This window comes from Endozoicomonas sp. PH6C (assembly GCF_059322965.1).
Genome location: NZ_CP185342.1, coordinates 3952388 through 3969070, shown reverse-complemented (window position 1 = coordinate 3969070; position 16683 = coordinate 3952388). Strand labels below are relative to the sequence as shown.

The window sequence follows — 16683 nt, the reverse complement described above, 5'->3', positions numbered from 1 at the left end:
TAGACAGTGGGCGATGGACGTTGAATATGCCTCGTTTTTCAGAGGAACGTAAATCAGCTGTTTTGAAAAAACTGTTACCACCACACAATCGCTCTGTGCCGGATGTTGCCAGAGAGGAAGGTATCAGCGAACAAACCCTGTATAATTGGCGTAAAAAACTACGGGACAAAGGATTACCTGTGCCAGGGAACGAACAAAAATCAGAACAATGGTCTGCTGAAAGCAAGTTTGCCGTGGTCGTCGAAACCGCTGCTTTGTCAGAAACAGAGTTAAGTGAATACTGCCGTAAAAAAGGGCTTTATCCTCAACAAGTCAAGGAGTGGAAGCACGCTTGTATTTCAGGTGCTGTTCAGGCTTCTCAGCGTGCAGACCAGGAAAGCAAGCAATTAAAACAAGAGCGTAAGCGCAATCAGAGCCTTGAAAAAGAGCTTCGCCGTAAAGACAAGGCGTTGGCAGAAGCTGCAGCCCTGCTGGTGCTATCAAAAAAGCTCGATGCCTTCTACGGGATAGACAGCGAGGACAACTGACACCTGTCGATAAGCGCCGCCAACTGCTGACATGGTTTGATGAGGCTATAGCAAACGGCGCTTCTCGCTGGAAGGCTGCTGAACAATTGGAAATATCCCTGAAAACACTGAATCGCTGGCGCGATGACAATGGTGCAGTGTTAACGGACAAACGCCCGGATGCCTTGCGCCCGGTACCCTCTAACAAACTGACTGAGGAAGAGGAGCAACGTATTCTGACTATCAGTAATGAAGATGAGTATGCGAGCCTGCCACCATCGCAGATCGTGCCAGCCCTTGCAGACAAGGGAGTATACGTTGCTTCTGAATCTAGCTTTTACCGTGTGTTGAAAAAGTATGGTCAGTTGCACCACCGCGGTCGTTCAAGAAAGCGATCGAAAAGCAACAAGCCGACAACCTATGTTGCTACTGGCCCTAACCAGGTCTGGTGTTGGGACATCAGTTACATACCTTCCAGGGTACGCGGCCAGTTCTGGTACCTCTACCTGATACTGGACGTTTACAGTCGTAAGATTGTTGGTTGGGAGATTCATAGCCGTGAGTCTGGTGAGTTAGCCAGTGAACTGATTAACCGGACAATGGTGGCTGAAAAATGCACTAAAACACCGCTTGTACTGCACTCAGACAATGGGGCTCCAATGACGTCGAGTACCTTTAAGGCCAAGCTTGAGGAATTGGGCATTATTCCCTCTCATAGTCGCCCAAGGGTGAGTAATGATAACGCATTTGCAGAATCGATCTTTAAAACGGTGAAGTACTGTCCTCAGTGGCCATCTCAAGGTTTTCTGACGTTAGAACACAGTCGACAGTGGATGCTGAAGTTTGAGCGCTTTTATAACAATGAACACCGCCATAGCTCAATCCGCTTTGTGACACCTGCGCAACGGCATGAGAAAAGAGATCAGGAAATCCTGAATCACCGGAAACAGGTGTATACCAAAGCGCGAGAAGCTAATCCAACGCGCTGGTCAGGAGTTATCAGAAACTGGGAGCCTGTAGGTGCGGTTGCACTGAATCCTGAGCGGTTGTCTGAAGCAAGAATTAACGAGAAAAAGGCAGCCTAAAATTCAGTTTTCGGGACAACTATCTTGAAAAACTCCGGTTGAGGGTTCAATCAGTAGCTAGCTATGGCGGAGTTGATATTAAATATTGCAATCTTCTAAAACATTAATAACTCTTGGGTTGAAACAAGTGGGCGTCTCTACCTCCTTTGTCTCTACCTCTTTTGGTTTTAACTGCACAGAAGTCAGCTTTGAGATTTCTTTAATTTTCTGAGGGATATGGCCTGGTTGATAAAGTATTAGTAAAATATTGAGCATCCATGCTAGGTAACCTCTTCCTGAACTAATTATTATGGCAGACAATATTAGAAATAGTTCATAACACATATGTTACTCTTTCTTACTTTTTCATAAGTACCGACTTATGTGGCTTTTGTGGGATTAAAAAGAAGAAACATGAAAATAGCCTTTTTCCTCGGTTTGTATAAGCTTGAATTTTGAGAGTACTGGGCTGAAGTGTGTTTTGATATCGTTATATCTTGGATGAGAATACTCTAATTCAGAATTATTATTTTCAATCATTCCAATTTTTTTGATATAAAACTGTCTCGCACTGCCCTCAGGGTTAAGTTTAACAGTTGTAATATTTCTTTTAATTGCAACATCAATGGCGCAGCGCATAAGAAATTGACCAGCTCCACGACCTTTATATTCATCCTGAGTAGCCAGCATTTTCACAAACAAAGATTTTTTGTTATCTTGCATAGATATAAAAGCTATAAGATTAGATGTTTGAGAATCTAATAACTCAATAATGACCAAATTGCATGCCCTATCAGAAAGCCTTGTGTTAGAAAGTTTTTCAAATTCTTCTTTCATCTCTTCTATTGGGTCAATGGGAGTAATTTCTTTTAGAGAAGAAAAATACATTGGTAAATATGGGAGGTCTGAGCAATTACATATCACTTTAACCTTGAAGTCCATAAAAGCTGAAGCTTCTTTTAAAGTAGGAGAAATACTAATCTTAGGCTTATTCTGAACGCTTGCTGAATCTATCATTCCATGAATCATAGGAAGACTCCTTTTTAAATACAGAAATTGGACATTCCTAAACCTTGATAGTTCAATTTTGCTGTAGTGTGTTTCCGAGAGTGCCACATAACCCAGGGATAGAACTCACACGGACATACAGGTTCCGGTAATTCTTGACCAGCGCCATGAAATTGAGTTGCGCGTTGGGGTATTCTGAACAGATGGCCTGGACGTGTCTTCATTGAGTGCCGAAACAATCTGTATCACGGCCAGGAAAAAAGCAACAAAAATACCCAGCCCATAATAATAGTTGGCCGTTTTTTTAAGGGGCGTTGACGGTGTGCTCATGGTTAACCTATTGCATTATAACCAGGCGCTAGCTTACCGAAAAACACCGAACCGTTCATCCGCACAACCACCCGCCCTCCAGCGGTTGCAAAAGATAGTCTTCGGTCGTGTACCCGCCACTGTCCAGGGGATGGCTGACCTTGTTCAGTATCGATACGGGTTCGACGAGCTCCGGCCACTAATGAAGCGTTGCCCGGCAGGCCAATAAAGATTATTCAGCCCTTAGTCACTCAAATATATGGATTTTCCCCGAAAATGGAGCACTCGGCTACCAGGGCCAAGTTCTGATGGCAGACTGACTTTTCCGATGTTTTACTTTTGCAGTAGCCTGTGGAATGTGTGAATGAGTTAAAAAAATGTTAATTGCAGTTAAGAAAATTTGAACTTTTATTACTATGCAGGTTCTAAGTCACATGGTGAAATGTTGATTCTTTTGACAATCGATAGTAGTTGGTGACTTTGGAGAAATTTCATTATATCCAGCTTTGCAGGTATAACAGCCAGGAAACAAGTGTATCAGAGGCTGTCAATGTTTTAGGAAAAACAATGCTTCCGGTGACAGTATCCAGTGTTGCTCACAAATCCTGGATCAACTCAGCCAGCCTTGGCCCTGATGGCCGCCATATGATCACCGCCAGTGACGATGGAACGGCGAAAATCCACGGTGTGAAGGCCGACCAATCATGGGCGCAAGAAGCCATCATTGTTCATGATGATGTTGTCAACTCAGCCAGCTTCAGCCCTGATGGCAGCTATGTATTAACTGCCAGCATGGATCATACGGCGAAAATCTATGGCCAGAAGGATGATGAATTATGGGTAGAAGAATTCGTCATTACCCATGGTGATGGTGTCAACTCGGCCAGCTTCAGCCCCAATGGCTGCCATCTAGCAGCCTGTCGGACTTAAGACTGTCCTACTGCGGTTGCGATAAATTGGTCTAAAAATTCCTGCTCCCTCGTCAAATAGCTCGCTATTCTCCTCGGAATCAGAAATTTTTATCCTCAATTTCTCGCAATCCTCGCTACGGACGCTCAAGTCCGACAGGCTGCTAGTCACCGCCAGTATGGATCATACTGCGAGAATCTATGGCCAGAAGGATGACAAATCATGGGTAGAAGAAGCCATCATTGCTCATGACGATGTTGTCAACTCAGCCACCTTCAGTCCCGACAGTTGCCATGTACTGACCGTTGGTGAGGATCCTACGGCAAAAATCTATGGGCGAGCGGACGATGGATCATGGGAGCCAAAAATGTTCATTAACCATAATGATTCGATCAGTTCAGCCACCTTTAGTACTGATGGACGCCATGTGGTCAGTGTCGGTAACGATAATACGGTGAAAATCCATGGTCTGCAGGCGGATAAATCATGGAAAACAGAAATCGTCATTGTCCATGATAACTCTGTCAACTCTGCCAGCTTAAGCCCGGATGGCCGCTATCTGGTGACAGCTGGTGATGATCATGAGGCAAGAATCTATGGCCGGGAAGACGATGGAACATGGAAAATAAAAGCGATCATTTCCCACGAAAAAAGTGTTATCTCAGCCGTCTTTAGCCCAGATAGTAGCCGTGTGGCGACCGTTGGTAGAGATGACAAGGTGCAAATCACTGGTAAGAGGACCGATGGATCATGGTGGAAAGAAACGACCATTCATCATAATAATTCGATCAGATCAGCCACCTTCAATGCCGATGGCGATCATTTGCTGACTGCCAGTTTTGATCGCAGAGCTCAAATCATTGGTCGGAAGGCTGACGGATCATGGCAACGAAAAGCCACCGTTTCCCATTCTGAAAAGATCTTATCGGCCAGCTTTAGCAACGATAGTCGCCATGTGGTGACCAGAAGTTCCGGTCACTTAGCAAAAGTTACCGAACTATGGAGGGATGGTTAATTGAGCAAGGGAGCGTGAGAATCAGTGTTTTCTGGCACTCAGGCATTAGAAAATCATCTACCAGTTTTCCCAGACAGGCAGAGTACCCTTGGGAAGTTCTGGCGCTCTGCCCAGTTCTACCCAAGGTTTGGTGGGGGTATGAAAGTCACTGGCCCTTGAGGCTCTGAGTTCAAAGTCCTGGCAAAGGCTTGCCAGTGCTTCCCGCTGTCCGGGAGGCTGTTGGCAGCCACTGACTTCCAGGGCATGGCCGCCAGCCAGTTTGAAGTCTTTGACCAGAGCTCTGAGCTTGGTGCGGGTCATTTTGTATTTTCCGGGGTGAGCTAACACAGCCGTACCATTCAGGGCTCTGATCCAGGCTACGGCCTGACCCATGGGAGGCCAGAAGGCCTTCAAGTTGCCTATTTTCTGGTGCGACAGATGCTTGTCAAAAGCTGCTTGCATCTCTTTGACGTAGCCTTTTTCAATCAGCCATTGGGCGAAATGAGGTCGGCCTGTCTGGATGTTTTCTCTGGATAAAACAAAGCCGTCAGGCGATTGTTTCTGCCGGTTCAATGCCAGATCAATGACTTCATTCATCAAAGTGTCAGCGCTGATCTTCAGTTTCAGTTGTTTCATCAGACGGCTGGCGATCATCAGAGATCGCTGCTTTCTGGCAGAACACTGGTGATGGATGATTCGTTCAAGATCCGGGTTAGACAGGGAAAAGTTAAGACCGACAATATGGATTTCCATGGCAGACCAGGTGGTTGATAATTCCGTCCCGGTGATCAGCCTGGGGCCAGAGAGTGTTTTATTGGAGAGAAACTGGTGTGCAGCCACCGAATCATGGTCCGTAATAGCCAGTATATCGACACCTTTATCACGTGCTCGTTCATAAACTTCCAGTGGTCCCATGGAACCATCGGATGCGGTGGTGTGACAATGGAGGTCGACATTCAGGGTCATTGCGATACAAATAAGTAGTAACTGTCTGTACACTCTACCACCAATGGAACTGTAAAGGCTTTTAAAAAGTTGGCAGGGTGGAGTCGACCAGACATGGCAATGCAGCCGTTCCATAGTAAACTACAGGATGATTTAACGAGCTCTGAACTTGGTTAGTGAGAAACCCTGAGCGAAATATCGAAGTAAATCACAAGGTAACCCGACTGGTTTAATATGAAGCAACTGATTGATTTTATTCCACTTATTATCTTTTTTACGGTCTACAAGATGGACCCCAGAATGGTGGATGTAGCCGGATATTCCCTTGAGGTCGGAGGTGCTATCAGTGGCACTTTCTTCCTGATCATTGCCTCTGTCATTGTTTATGGTGGCAGCTTCATCAAGAACAAAACCCTTGAAAAGAGCCAGGTGATTACGCTTATGGCCGTGGTTTTATTCGGTGGCATGACCCTGGCCTTTCAGGACGAAAACTTCCTGAAATGGAAAGCGCCGATTGTAAACTGGATCTTTGCTGCCGCCTTCCTGGGCAGTCAGTTTGTTGGCCAGAAAAGCCTGGTTCAGAGAATGATGGAGCATGCCATCAGCCTGCCGGATGAGATCTGGATTCGTATGAATCTGAGCTGGGTTGTATTCTTTGCACTACTGGGTGCCGCTAACCTTTATGTGGCTTTCACCTTCCACGAGTTCTGGGTTGACTTTAAGGTGTTCGGTAGCCTGATTCTTACTTTTGTCTTTGTTGTCTTGCAGTTTCTGGTCATCTCAAGACATATACAGACTGAGGAAAAATAAATGCTTTACGCAGTCATCAGTGAAGATGTTGACAATAGTCTGTCTCTGCGCAAGACAGCCAGATCTGCTCACCTGGAAAGGCTTGAGGTATTGAAGTCTCAGGGTCGTCTGATCCTGGCAGGCCCCTGTCCTGCTATCGACAGTAACGATCCGGGCGAAGCCGGATTCAGCGGCAGTATTGTTATTGCTGAATTTGACAGCCTCGAAGCCGCACAATCCTGGGCTGATGATGATCCCTACGTGGCCGCCGGTGTTTATCATTCTGTAAGTGTGAAGCCATTCAAGCGAGTACTGCCCTGATTTTCCTTCCGGAAGTCTGTCATTTTTATAATTAAGTTTTGCAGGATGCGGCCCTGTTCGAATAATTCTGATAACAGGGCAGCCTGGTTAAGAGAGAAAACGTGAAACAAACCTTACCCAAACTGTTTTTATCACTCACTGGTTTAGTACTGCTGGGTTCAATGGTTCAGGCTGAACCAGTACAGGCTGAAACACGTTATGTTACGGATGTCGTTTATGTGCCAATGCGGTCAGGGCCTGGTAATCAATACCGGATTTTGCACCGGGGCCTGAAAACAGGGCTGAAAATGACTGTTCTCGAAGCTGATGCCGGAGAAGGGTTCAGCAAGGTCAGAATGGCCGATGGATCAGAGGGTTATATCCCCCGTCAGTACCTGGTGGCCGAGCAGCCTGCCAGAGAGCGTCTGCCAAAAGTGCTGGCAAACGTTTCGCGGCTGAGCAAAGAAAATACGGCTCTGAAGTCTGAGCTATCTGCCACTGAGAATGAGCTGAAAAGTGTAAAAGGTTCTCTTCAGGAAACTGCCGAATTGCTGGATGACAAAACCTCTCAGTTTATTGCCCTGAGAGAAGCCACCGCCGACCCTCAGGCACTGGATCGTCGGAACAAACAATTGATGGAAGAAAATTTGCAGCTGAAAAACCGGATTGAGGTGGTTGAGGCTGAAAATAACCAGCTGATTCGCAGCAGCACTATGCGTTGGTACCTCTATGGGGGGGGTACGATAATCATAGGGATTCTGCTGGGGCTGTTCCTGCCAATGATCCGATTCCGCAAAAAGCCGGCGTCAGACTGGGTTTAAATGTCGTAAATATTTGAAAAAGGCTCTGGTTGATCGTCAGAGCCTCACTTTGATCGGAGTAACATAAATCAACGGTCGTTGTGACCGAGATCCCGTTCCGGATCTATCAGGTCACGGACTTTCTGTTTGATCTGCTTGGGCTGAGGAAAGCCGCCGTCCTGTTTTCTCTCCCAGATCTGTTCACCATTCAGGGTGATGATAAAGATACCACCTGTTCCGGGCTTCAGTCTCACCTCTCCCAGGTCAGTACTGAACGTACTGAGCAGTTCCTGAGCTAGCCAGGCAGAGCGAAGCAGCCACTGACACTGGCTACAATATTCTATTTCTATAATGGGTTTTTCTGTCACAGTCTACTGCCTTGGAGGAGTTGGGTGAGTGATGGATTTTTTTTATTTTTTTGATTGAGCCCCTTGTTCCTGTCTGACTTGTTCAGAGGGTTCGCGAAGCTACTTCAAATCCTACCATGAGTTTATCAACCGGGCATGGTTAAAAGGCATTTTTTACTGAGCAGGCTGCTGATAGAATCTGCCCGTTAATGCAGTGAAGGAAGGGCCATGACGGTCATTGTAAATCCCGATATTGAACAATATTGCCATGACATTACCGGCGGTGAATCGTCACTTCTGAAAGAGCTGGCCCAGGCGACGGAGGACCGGACCCGCTACCCGGGGAACATGTCAGGAAGAATGGTGGGACAAACCCTGAAACTGCTGGTGGCCCTGAGCAATAGCAGAAGAGTGTTGGAAATCGGCATGTTCACCGGCTACGCGGCTTTATCCATGGCAGAAGCACTGCCAGAGGATGGGGAAATTTACTGTTGTGAAACCAACCCGCGAGCCATTGCTATTGCAGAGGAATTCTTTGATCGATCACTTCATTCTCATAAGTTGAAAGTACTGTTTGGCAAAGCGTTGGAAACCATCCCTACCATCGAGGGTGAGCTCGACTTTGTTTTTATTGATGCCGACAAGAAAAAGTACTTTGAATACCTGGAGCTTATACTCCCCATGCTCAAGCAGGGGGGGCTTATTGTCATTGACGATGCCCTCTGGAAAGGTGGTGTTTTGAATCCTCAGGATGAGCGGGACGAGGTGATTGCAGAGCTTAATCGTTATCTGTCTTCCAGAGAGGATCTGGATAATGTTCTCTTACCTGTCAGGCATGGTCTTCATGTGGTACGGAAGATCTGATTTTTATCATTCTTTTGCAATTGTCTTAATTCTGACCTGGGGCATTAGTCCAACTCACTATTTGCAAAGAAAGATATGTTCTAGACGATGCATTGCTTCCCGGGAACTTCATCACCTATAGTTCGAATGAATCAAGACATAAGTGTTAAAGAAGAAACATTTCGGGGGAAGTCAATGGATCTGGAGACCATAAACCGTGAGCTTGCCGAGCGCTCGCCACAAGAGATAATCCGCTGGGCTCTGCAAAAGGCCGTCAAGCCGCTGGTTACCACCAACTTTGGTCCCCATGAGGCTGCCATTCTGCATATGGCTACCCGGGTTCAACCTGATTTGCCGGTTATCTGGATTGATTCAGGCTACGGGACGCATGCTACGTACCGCTTCGCCCGGGGTTTAATCCAGAAGCTGGAGTTGAACATTCAGATTTATCATCCAGAGTACAGTCGTGCTTACCGCGATGCCATTATGGGCGGTGTGCCGGAGGTGGATACGCCTGCTCATGACGAATTTACCCGTCAGGTCAAACTTGAGCCTTTTGGACGGGCCATGCAGAGTTTCTCTCCGGACTATTGGTTGACGGCCATCAGGAAAGACCAGACCGCTTTTCGTCAGGGGCTAGAGGTCGTCAGTGAAACCAAAGATGGTTATTACCGGGTGGCCCCTCTGTTGAACTGGTCAGAGCTGGATGTTGAAGAGTATCTGGTCATGAACGACCTTCCTATTGAAGAAGATTATTACGACCCTACCAAAGTGATTGGTAATCGGGAGTGTGGGCTGCACACCTCGGTGTCCTGAGTCGTTAAGGGGAATAAAGGGCTGGCTGCCTGATGTTTCTGACAGGCAGCCGTGTTGGTGGGTTTTACTGCTCTTTGTTGGTTAGCTTGTCCAGACCACGGTTGTAGAATTCCAACCAGTCATCCAGAACCGCTTTGACATCTTCCTTTGTGACTTCATCATTATCCGATTGCTTATTGATTCCTTTACGCAGCACTTCACCCTCAAGCTTGCCCGTTTCGCCGTCTCTCAGTTGTACTTCCAAATAGAGGGCTACTATGTAATCCAGTCGGTCGGTGGCTGTTTTGATCAGTGTTCTGGCAACTGCGACGGGGAGAACGAATTGTCTGGGTCTGAGGTCCTGCATTTCTGACACAATGCCGGTAATGGCAGGCTGAATGACCAGGACGCCCGGTCCCGGCTTTTCTGCCAGCATCCCACGCTGCTTCAGACCTTCTCTGAAACCATTGTTCAGGTAGTCAGCGACTTTAGTAGCTACTTCCCGCTGGGCATCATTGGTTGCATTGTAATTCGGGAACAGATTAACGGGTTCAACATAGACCTTTTTATACTTTTTCAGATCACCACTGACCCAGCGCATGGCAGTATCGTCATCAAAAGCAGTCAGTCTTTCATAGTTTTCCAGATAGCCGCTGAAGGGTTGTTCTTCAGTATCAATTTTTTGCTGCGTTGAACAGGCTGTTAGAAACAGGGCGCTGACCAACATAAAGGGCAGGGCAAAAAGTCGGCGAGTTTTTTTATAAGCTGTCATGGTTCGTGTCGTCGTTTGATTAAGGTATTTGCTTTAACTGAGGTAGAGTGTCTATCAAAGTTTGTCTGCTGAAAAGTATGATTTACCGAGATAATCATTGCACTAAAGTGTATAACGCAGTGATGAGCTGAACTGATGCCAATAATCGAGACAAGAAAGGAGGGTGGTGCGGGCTGCTGCTAAAAAAGTCCCCCTGATGCGGTTCTGAGGGGTTCCGGTGCATCCATTACTCTGGGCCAACGGTGACTCTTGTGGCAACTTTGTTCGTTCTCTTCTGTTACGACATAAAGCCGGGTAAAAGGGCCATCAGTAGCGATCAGCCCTTGTATAAACTGTTGGTTTTCCAAGAGAAACCAATGACTCTCGCCTGCTTCATCTTTTTCCATAAAGGCATCGACACTTATTTTGACAGGTTTGGGGCTAAACCGATTCCAAATACCCTTTTTAATGGATTCCAGTCTTGCCCAACCTCCTTGTGGTGTGTGACCAGGCTGACCCTCACGGCGTCCCCAGGGAACCAGAATCTGCTGGCCCTGCAGGCTCAATACCGGCAAACGGGCTTTGGGATTTGGGAAAAAGGTTTTGATGGTCAGGCCATCCAACTCGAACTGAACACCGCCGCACACGTCCTGGGGTTCTCCATTACCAATTGTGAAATGCCTTTCATCCATGAAGGTGGCAAAACTTACTTTTAGCGGCCTGCTCTGGTTGTGGCCGTTTGAGAGAGTTCAGTGCTTGCTGCCGCCTTTGCAGTCCGGACTGACAGGTGCCAGGCCCTTACGCTCGTACCATTCACCGGGGGTATAAGTATGAAGGGCCAGAGCATGAATGCCCCCTTGCATCTCATCAGACAGAATTTTGTAAATCAGCTGATGGCGTTTAACCGGCATCTGCTCCTCAAACGACTGGCTAACCAAAACCACTTTAAAATGAGATTCAGAACCCGGCGGCACATTGTGCATATGGCTTTCATTGAATATTTCAAAGTGTTCAAGCTCCAGGGCAGTGGTCAGTTTGTCACTGACACGATCTTGCATAGTCATACTTCCATTTCCACCTTTTAAATCATGCTTGGACGATCAGATATATGATTTTAGATTAACAGGAAGACGCGAGGGTTGCGAAGAGAAAAGTGGATCAGGAAAATTCACTGTTCAAGGCCGTGTAGTTAATACCTGGGCGCTGTGAGCAAGATTCCTCAATAGGTTTACAGAATGATGCCTCGCCGGCACAAATAACTCTAATCGATGAAGCTTCTGGTAAAGCCGAGTCCAGCCATTGCCCATAATCCTGTCTTCCGGTTGTCAGGGCATAACTGAATTGATCCATTTGTGAAAGTGCTTCCAATCGTTCTATACCGAAGTGATCGTTGCTGTTGGATGCCTCGTGGATCAGATGAATTCTAAGTTGTGATGAGGACCCGGTATTGTGCAAAGCTTCACGGACATAAGCCAGTATGGGGGCCAGTGCCACTTCCTGAGCGATCAGTATCTGGTCAGGGATATCCAGCAGGCTTCCACATAGATTGATTCCGCGGGGGCTGCTGATGCTGATTTTTTGTCCTGTTTCGGCAGAATCGTGCGCCCAGGTGCTGAAAGGATCTGCCACCTTGCGCTGGACCTGGATGACCATCGTCTGATCCAGTGATGGCACTGAGGCCAGATAGCACTCTTTATTAACTTGTAGCCCTATATCGATAAAGACATGCTGGCCGGGAAAATAGTTCATCGGATGCCTGGGGGCGAGAGTCAGAGCCACAACGGTAGGGCATAAGAACTGTTTTTCGGTAATGATGGCCTGGGTGTGGCTCCTGCCGGGCAGGGAGACAGTCATATCATTTTCAGGCAGACACTGGCAGGCAAGAAAATACCCCTCACGAACTTTTTCACTGCTCAGCCCAGCCTGGCTCCGCTCGCTGAGATGACCTGTGTCAGCTTTCATCATGCAGGCATGACAGATACCTGAACGACAGGAGAAAGGTATTTTTTCACCCTTTGCCAGTAAGGAGTCCAGCAGGCTCTGGTTTTTATCGACCGGGTAGGCCCGGTTAGACAGTGTGATAACAGGCATGGTGGTATCTTACCTTAATGCTTTTTACTACGGAAACACCCATGTTTTTTCGTGGGTGCTGTTGTATTTAAGCAATAACGAACTTGTTGTGTCCCCGTGTCCTATCAAATTATAACAAGATCTTCAAATATAGATCGCCTGACGGCAGTGTGGGAAAAATACTGTTTTATAGAGGAAAATAAAGTGCATCTGTAACGATGCAGTTTGCTCAACCTAAAAGTATGCAAACCAAAAAATAGGAAAAATAGCTAATAGCCTATTGGTTATTAATGGCTTTATGACAAACTGAAAGGTTTGGGTATACTCAAATGAGTTTATTCTCCCTTGCTTAGGGGGGAGACGCGTCTGAGTCATAACTAATGTCGCTCGTTTGACTGCTAATAACTGTTAGTCGCTAAAAGTGCTCTCGTCTGCTATAGATGTAGACTAAATAACCCATAGAGTTTAAAGAAACATGAGCTACAATCGCACTTAGTAAACCATAATGTTTAGTAAATTGTCCTCTTGCGAATGAGTTGGTCATTGATATCAGGACTTGTGCCATTAATGGGTTCTTGTTGGCAAGGTGTAAAAGTCCAAATGCTGTGGATTTGATGATGTTACTCATAATAAATATTTTTTTATCATGATGGTTGTAACTTAAAATAAATATTTCTTCATCAAACTTGGTGCTACTGTTAGTTGCCAATTCTATAGAGTAATTGATTAAAGGGAGCAACAAACCATTAAATATAGCCTCTTCAACGATAGCTCCTGAAACAGCCTCTAAAAATGTTAATTTTCCATCGTATGGGTCATGTACTAATGACAGAGGGCGTAAAATGCAAAAATACAAAATTCGATACTCTGTAAAATGTATTGCACCTAATAATAATCCATAATAAATTTGCTTATCAATATTATATCTCTTTATAAAACCGACTGTTTTGTAAGGCTCTTTATCTTCAGTATTCACTGAATCTGAATCTGAATCTGAATCTGAATCTGTGAGGCTCATATTTGTTACTGCGTGTAAAGTGCTCAATTCATCCTCTGTTTTTAGCAGAGGTGTATCTGACTTTGTAAGAACGACCGTTATATTAGATTCTTTATCTTCAATAGTTGCTGAATCTGTGAGGGTCATATTAATTAATGCGTGCAAAGTGCTCAATTCATCCTCATTTTTTGGGAGAGGGGCTGACTTTGCATATTGAGTTACTAGTGAGCAACATATTGCGATTATTAAAGTATATTTTTTCATTGTACTTACTCCCTAAAAAAACAAGCATAGATGCTAACAAATGATTCCAGTTTCTTCCGAGACTTCGTCCATCCACATGTCTCGCCTTCGGGAAGTGGCTGAAGCAGGCTTTATAAACTTCGATCAAGATGCTCATCTGACTTAAAATTATCTGTATTTAAAGTAAACTTTTTCCATATCATTGCACTCAGGGATTTGTATAGCGCTGCTTGAGCTATCCCTACTATTTTTATTTTGTTCTCTTTAAGAGAATCGATTTGATCGTTAATAATTAGTTTGACTGTTCTGTTGTCAAAGAGTTCAATGAATAGTAACAACTGTGTTAGGAATACTTATTGTTCGCGACCAGTAAAAATAAAAATACCAGCAGGGTGATAGAAGTGCCTACCGCTTCTCTGTTGGGATAACTGTTTACTTATCGCATAAAATGTCAGGCAAATGGCTTGGCACAAAGCTGTATTCATTACTGCTCCAAAGACTCAAAGAATCTGGGGTTCGTATGGCGATCAGTGGGATTACCCTTCCAAATGCTTCCAGCGTCAAGCTCCATGAGAAGCTTCGAACGGTAAAAGTAGCACACTTTGAAAAAGTTGGTTTTAAATTTAACCAATGGCTTGATGTTGGCTACTGGCAGATAGATCTGAACGCATACTAAAGGTTCCAAAAGACTGAGAAGTTGGGATAGCTCCAAGTGAATTTATTATTCCTGATTCAGAGGGTATAAACTGCATGAGTGTAATATCCAATATCAATTACTGGGGTTCTGATAGCTGTTAGGCTTGGCACTACCTATTGCAATATGGACACCTTCCAGAGCCATGTTGTGCCCATTGACGCAGGCATAAGGTACAAAAATAATGCCTATGACAGCCAGCCATCGAAACTTTTCCTACGATCATGTTTTTATGGCAAATAGCGCACTCTCCTAGAAAAAAATCTTCAAACAACGCATCAATTGTCATGATAAGAAAAATATGTTCAAGCTGTTTAAAAGCTAATTTTATGGTATATGCAAGCCATCCTTCAGGCTGAAAAGATAATTTTTCTTTAAATTCGAAAACTAAAGTTTCATTAGAGAAGTTCAGTTGGTTGCTTTTTATTTGCAAAGTATCAGTTTGAGTATTACATATAGAATAAGAAAAGATGTCGGACTCTATCCGTTGTATTTTTGCTACAACAAACTCTTCACTAATTGAAAAGTCAATCCCTTTGGCTCTGTTAAAATTGCTGCTTGAAGCCAGAAAATCATAGTTGCCATCTAAAAAAATGACTAACTCACCGACCACTTCTTCTGACAGTACACTTAATGGAGTTGAAGAAAAAATATTACAATCAATATATTTGTTGCAACAAAGCGGAGTTTTTCAAGATAGTTGTCCCGAAAACTGAATTTTAGGCTGCCTTTTTCTCGTTAATTCTTGCTTCAGACAACCGCTCAGGATTCAGTGCAACCGCACCTACAGGCTCCCAGTTTCTGATAACTCCTGACCAGCGCGTTGGATTAGCTTCTCGCGCTTTGGTATACACCTGTTTCCGGTGATTCAGGATTTCCTGATCTCTTTTCTCATGCCGTTGCGCAGGTGTCACAAAGCGGATTGAGCTATGGCGGTGTTCATTGTTATAAAAGCGCTCAAACTTCAGCATCCACTGTCGACTGTGTTCTAACGTCAGAAAACCTTGAGATGGCCACTGAGGACAGTACTTCACCGTTTTAAAGATCGATTCTGCAAATGCGTTATCATTACTCACCCTTGGGCGACTATGAGAGGGAATAATGCCCAATTCCTCAAGCTTGGCCTTAAAGGTACTCGACGTCATTGGAGCCCCATTGTCTGAGTGCAGTACAAGCGGTGTTTTAGTGCATTTTTCAGCCACCATTGTCCGGTTAATCAGTTCACTGGCTAACTCACCAGACTCACGGCTATGAATCTCCCAACCAACAATCTTACGACTGTAAACGTCCAGTATCAGGTAGAGGTACCAGAACTGGCCGCGTACCCTGGAAGGTATGTAACTGATGTCCCAACACCAGACCTGGTTAGGGCCAGTAGCAACATAGGTTGTCGGCTTGTTGCTTTTCGATCGCTTTCTTGAACGACCGCGGTGGTGCAACTGACCATACTTTTTCAACACACGGTAAAAGCTAGATTCAGAAGCAACGTATACTCCCTTGTCTGCAAGGGCTGGCACGATCTGCGATGGTGGCAGGCTCGCATACTCATCTTCATTACTGATAGTCAGAATACGTTGCTCCTCTTCCTCAGTCAGTTTGTTAGAGGGTACCGGGCGCAAGGCATCCGGGCGTTTGTCCGTTAACACTGCACCATTGTCATCGCGCCAGCGATTCAGTGTTTTCAGGGATATTTCCAATTGTTCAGCAGCCTTCCAGCGAGAAGCGCCGTTTGCTATAGCCTCATCAAACCATGTCAGCAGTTGGCGGCGCTTATCGACAGGTGTCAGTTGTCCTCGCTGTCTATCCCGTAGAAGGCATCGAGCTTTTTTGATAGCACCAGCAGGGCTGCAGCTTCTGCCAACGCCTTGTCTTTACGGCGAAGCTCTTTTTCAAGGCTCTGATTGCGCTTACGCTCTTGTTTTAATTGCTTGCTTTCCTGGTCTGCACGCTGAGAAGCCTGAACAGCACCTGAAATACAAGCGTGCTTCCACTCCTTGACTTGTTGAGGATAAAGCCCTTTTTTACGGCAGTATTCACTTAACTCTGTTTCTGACAAAGCAGCGGTTTCGACGACCACGGCAAACTTGCTTTCAGCAGACCATTGTTCTGATTTTTGTTCGTTCCCTGGCACAGGTAATCCTTTGTCCCGTAGTTTTTTACGCCAATTATACAGGGTTTGTTCGCTGATACCTTCCTCTCTGGCAACATCCGGCACAGAGCGATTGTGTGGTGGTAACAGTTTTTTCAAAACAGCTGATTTACGTTCCTCTGAAAAACGAGGCATATTCAACGTCCATCGCCCACTGTCTAGCTTTTATT

Annotated in this window: 19 protein-coding genes; 8 read left to right on the top strand and 11 right to left on the bottom strand. The window is 45.4% G+C overall.

Annotated features, from left to right (window positions below; all coding sequences use genetic code 11):
• Nucleotides 1-26 precede the first annotated feature (26 nt).
• Nucleotides 27-1591 (top strand): IS3 family transposase gene (locus ACOMG9_RS15395; RefSeq protein WP_448215008.1). Its coding sequence is split into 2 segments (ribosomal slippage): nucleotides 27-480 and nucleotides 480-1591, totalling 1566 coding nucleotides; the frame shifts between segments, so codons are not numbered across the junction.
• 378 nt (nucleotides 1592-1969) lie between these two features.
• Here ACOMG9_RS15395 and ACOMG9_RS15390 read toward each other — a convergent pair.
• Nucleotides 1970-2599, bottom strand: a complete 630-nt coding sequence (locus ACOMG9_RS15390; RefSeq protein WP_494529066.1) for a GNAT family N-acetyltransferase — start codon at nucleotides 2597-2599, stop codon at nucleotides 1970-1972.
• Nucleotides 2600-2704: 105 nt separating this feature from the next.
• Nucleotides 2705-2908, bottom strand: coding sequence for a hypothetical protein (locus ACOMG9_RS15385; RefSeq protein WP_494529065.1), 204 nt, complete (start codon nucleotides 2906-2908; stop codon nucleotides 2705-2707).
• Nucleotides 2909-3454: 546 nt separating this feature from the next.
• Here ACOMG9_RS15385 and ACOMG9_RS15380 point away from each other — a divergent pair.
• Both ACOMG9_RS15380 and ACOMG9_RS15375 read left to right on the top strand, forming a co-directional pair.
• Nucleotides 3455-3817, top strand: coding sequence for a WD40 repeat domain-containing protein (locus ACOMG9_RS15380; protein ID WP_494529064.1), 363 nt, complete (start codon nucleotides 3455-3457; stop codon nucleotides 3815-3817).
• Nucleotides 3818-3974: 157 nt separating this feature from the next.
• Nucleotides 3975-4811 carry a WD40 repeat domain-containing protein gene (locus ACOMG9_RS15375; protein ID WP_448217524.1) on the top strand — a complete coding sequence of 279 codons (837 nt, stop codon included), beginning with the start codon at nucleotides 3975-3977 and terminating at the stop codon, nucleotides 4809-4811.
• Nucleotides 4812-4868: 57 nt separating this feature from the next.
• Here the strand turns inward: ACOMG9_RS15375 and ACOMG9_RS15370 are convergent, their stop codons facing one another.
• Nucleotides 4869-5789, bottom strand: coding sequence for a PHP domain-containing protein (locus tag ACOMG9_RS15370; protein ID WP_494529063.1), 921 nt, complete (start codon nucleotides 5787-5789; stop codon nucleotides 4869-4871).
• 180 nt (nucleotides 5790-5969) lie between these two features.
• Between ACOMG9_RS15370 and ispZ the strand changes: the two genes are divergently transcribed.
• The 3 genes from ispZ (at nucleotide 5970) to ACOMG9_RS15355 (ending at nucleotide 7645) form a co-directional block, all read left to right on the top strand.
• A complete protein-coding gene (gene ispZ / locus ACOMG9_RS15365; protein ID WP_494529062.1) occupies nucleotides 5970-6545 on the top strand; it encodes a septation protein IspZ in 576 nt (191 codons plus the stop codon).
• Nucleotides 6546-6845: a YciI family protein gene (locus tag ACOMG9_RS15360; protein ID WP_494529061.1), complete on the top strand. Its 300-nt coding sequence runs from the start codon at nucleotides 6546-6548 to the stop codon at nucleotides 6843-6845.
• A 101-nt stretch (nucleotides 6846-6946) separates the two neighbouring features.
• Nucleotides 6947-7645 carry a TIGR04211 family SH3 domain-containing protein gene (locus ACOMG9_RS15355; protein WP_494529060.1) on the top strand — a complete coding sequence of 233 codons (699 nt, stop codon included), beginning with the start codon at nucleotides 6947-6949 and terminating at the stop codon, nucleotides 7643-7645.
• A gap of 68 nt (nucleotides 7646-7713) precedes the next feature.
• Here ACOMG9_RS15355 and ACOMG9_RS15350 read toward each other — a convergent pair whose 3' ends face one another.
• On the bottom strand, nucleotides 7714-7992 hold the full coding sequence (locus ACOMG9_RS15350; RefSeq protein WP_494529059.1) for an Rdx family protein: 279 nt from the start codon (nucleotides 7990-7992) through the stop codon (nucleotides 7714-7716).
• Between the two features lie 207 nt (nucleotides 7993-8199).
• On the opposite strand from ACOMG9_RS15350, the gene ACOMG9_RS15345 reads away from it, so the two are divergent.
• A complete protein-coding gene (locus ACOMG9_RS15345) occupies nucleotides 8200-8835 on the top strand; it encodes an O-methyltransferase (RefSeq protein ID WP_448217522.1) in 636 nt (211 codons plus the stop codon).
• Between the two features lie 174 nt (nucleotides 8836-9009).
• Nucleotides 9010-9630 (top strand): phosphoadenosine phosphosulfate reductase domain-containing protein, encoded by a 621-nt coding sequence (locus ACOMG9_RS15340; RefSeq protein WP_448217521.1) that lies wholly within the window; start codon nucleotides 9010-9012, stop codon nucleotides 9628-9630.
• A gap of 64 nt (nucleotides 9631-9694) precedes the next feature.
• Here ACOMG9_RS15340 and ACOMG9_RS15335 read toward each other — a convergent pair whose 3' ends face one another.
• The 7 genes from ACOMG9_RS15335 to ACOMG9_RS15305 form a co-directional block, all read right to left on the bottom strand.
• Nucleotides 9695-10381 carry a DUF3313 domain-containing protein gene (locus tag ACOMG9_RS15335; protein WP_422134319.1) on the bottom strand — a complete coding sequence of 229 codons (687 nt, stop codon included), beginning with the start codon at nucleotides 10379-10381 and terminating at the stop codon, nucleotides 9695-9697.
• A gap of 179 nt (nucleotides 10382-10560) precedes the next feature.
• Complete coding sequence (locus ACOMG9_RS15330; RefSeq protein ID WP_448217520.1) at nucleotides 10561-11052, bottom strand: hypothetical protein; 492 nt, start codon at nucleotides 11050-11052, stop codon at nucleotides 10561-10563.
• Nucleotides 11053-11109: 57 nt separating this feature from the next.
• Complete coding sequence (locus tag ACOMG9_RS15325; protein ID WP_422134317.1) at nucleotides 11110-11424, bottom strand: BolA family protein; 315 nt, start codon at nucleotides 11422-11424, stop codon at nucleotides 11110-11112.
• 94 nt (nucleotides 11425-11518) lie between these two features.
• Complete coding sequence (locus ACOMG9_RS15320) at nucleotides 11519-12451, bottom strand: 2Fe-2S iron-sulfur cluster-binding protein (protein ID WP_494529058.1); 933 nt, start codon at nucleotides 12449-12451, stop codon at nucleotides 11519-11521.
• A gap of 394 nt (nucleotides 12452-12845) precedes the next feature.
• Entirely contained in the window at nucleotides 12846-13691 is an 846-nt protein-coding gene (locus ACOMG9_RS15315) for a CPBP family glutamic-type intramembrane protease (protein WP_448217518.1), read from the bottom strand.
• 785 nt (nucleotides 13692-14476) lie between these two features.
• On the bottom strand, nucleotides 14477-14977 hold the full coding sequence (locus tag ACOMG9_RS15310; protein WP_448217517.1) for an RING finger protein: 501 nt from the start codon (nucleotides 14975-14977) through the stop codon (nucleotides 14477-14479).
• 106 nt (nucleotides 14978-15083) lie between these two features.
• Nucleotides 15084-16648 (bottom strand): IS3 family transposase gene (locus ACOMG9_RS15305; protein ID WP_448215008.1). Its coding sequence is split into 2 segments (ribosomal slippage): nucleotides 15084-16195 and nucleotides 16195-16648, totalling 1566 coding nucleotides; the frame shifts between segments, so codons are not numbered across the junction.
• Nucleotides 16649-16683 lie beyond the last annotated feature (35 nt).

What these genes read in the sequence shown, in the direction of transcription:
- ACOMG9_RS15330 (WP_448217520.1), bottom strand. Translation starts at nt 11,052, where the DNA reads ATGGATGAAAGGCATTTCACAATTGGTAATGGAGAACCCCAGGACGTG.
- ACOMG9_RS15385 (WP_494529065.1), bottom strand. Translation starts at nt 2,908, where the DNA reads ATGAGCACACCGTCAACGCCCCTTAAAAAAACGGCCAACTATTATTAT.
- ACOMG9_RS15360 (WP_494529061.1), top strand. Translation starts at nt 6,546, where the DNA reads ATGCTTTACGCAGTCATCAGTGAAGATGTTGACAATAGTCTGTCTCTG.
- ACOMG9_RS15320 (WP_494529058.1), bottom strand. Translation starts at nt 12,451, where the DNA reads ATGCCTGTTATCACACTGTCTAACCGGGCCTACCCGGTCGATAAAAAC.
- ACOMG9_RS15335 (WP_422134319.1), bottom strand. Translation starts at nt 10,381, where the DNA reads ATGACAGCTTATAAAAAAACTCGCCGACTTTTTGCCCTGCCCTTTATG.
- ACOMG9_RS15390 (WP_494529066.1), bottom strand. Translation starts at nt 2,599, where the DNA reads ATGATTCATGGAATGATAGATTCAGCAAGCGTTCAGAATAAGCCTAAG.
- ACOMG9_RS15375 (WP_448217524.1), top strand. Translation starts at nt 3,975, where the DNA reads ATGGATCATACTGCGAGAATCTATGGCCAGAAGGATGACAAATCATGG.
- ACOMG9_RS15315 (WP_448217518.1), bottom strand. Translation starts at nt 13,691, where the DNA reads ATGAAAAAATATACTTTAATAATCGCAATATGTTGCTCACTAGTAACT.
- ACOMG9_RS15325 (WP_422134317.1), bottom strand. Translation starts at nt 11,424, where the DNA reads ATGACTATGCAAGATCGTGTCAGTGACAAACTGACCACTGCCCTGGAG.
- ispZ (WP_494529062.1), top strand. Translation starts at nt 5,970, where the DNA reads ATGAAGCAACTGATTGATTTTATTCCACTTATTATCTTTTTTACGGTC.
- ACOMG9_RS15345 (WP_448217522.1), top strand. Translation starts at nt 8,200, where the DNA reads ATGACGGTCATTGTAAATCCCGATATTGAACAATATTGCCATGACATT.
- ACOMG9_RS15340 (WP_448217521.1), top strand. Translation starts at nt 9,010, where the DNA reads ATGGATCTGGAGACCATAAACCGTGAGCTTGCCGAGCGCTCGCCACAA.
- ACOMG9_RS15380 (WP_494529064.1), top strand. Translation starts at nt 3,455, where the DNA reads ATGCTTCCGGTGACAGTATCCAGTGTTGCTCACAAATCCTGGATCAAC.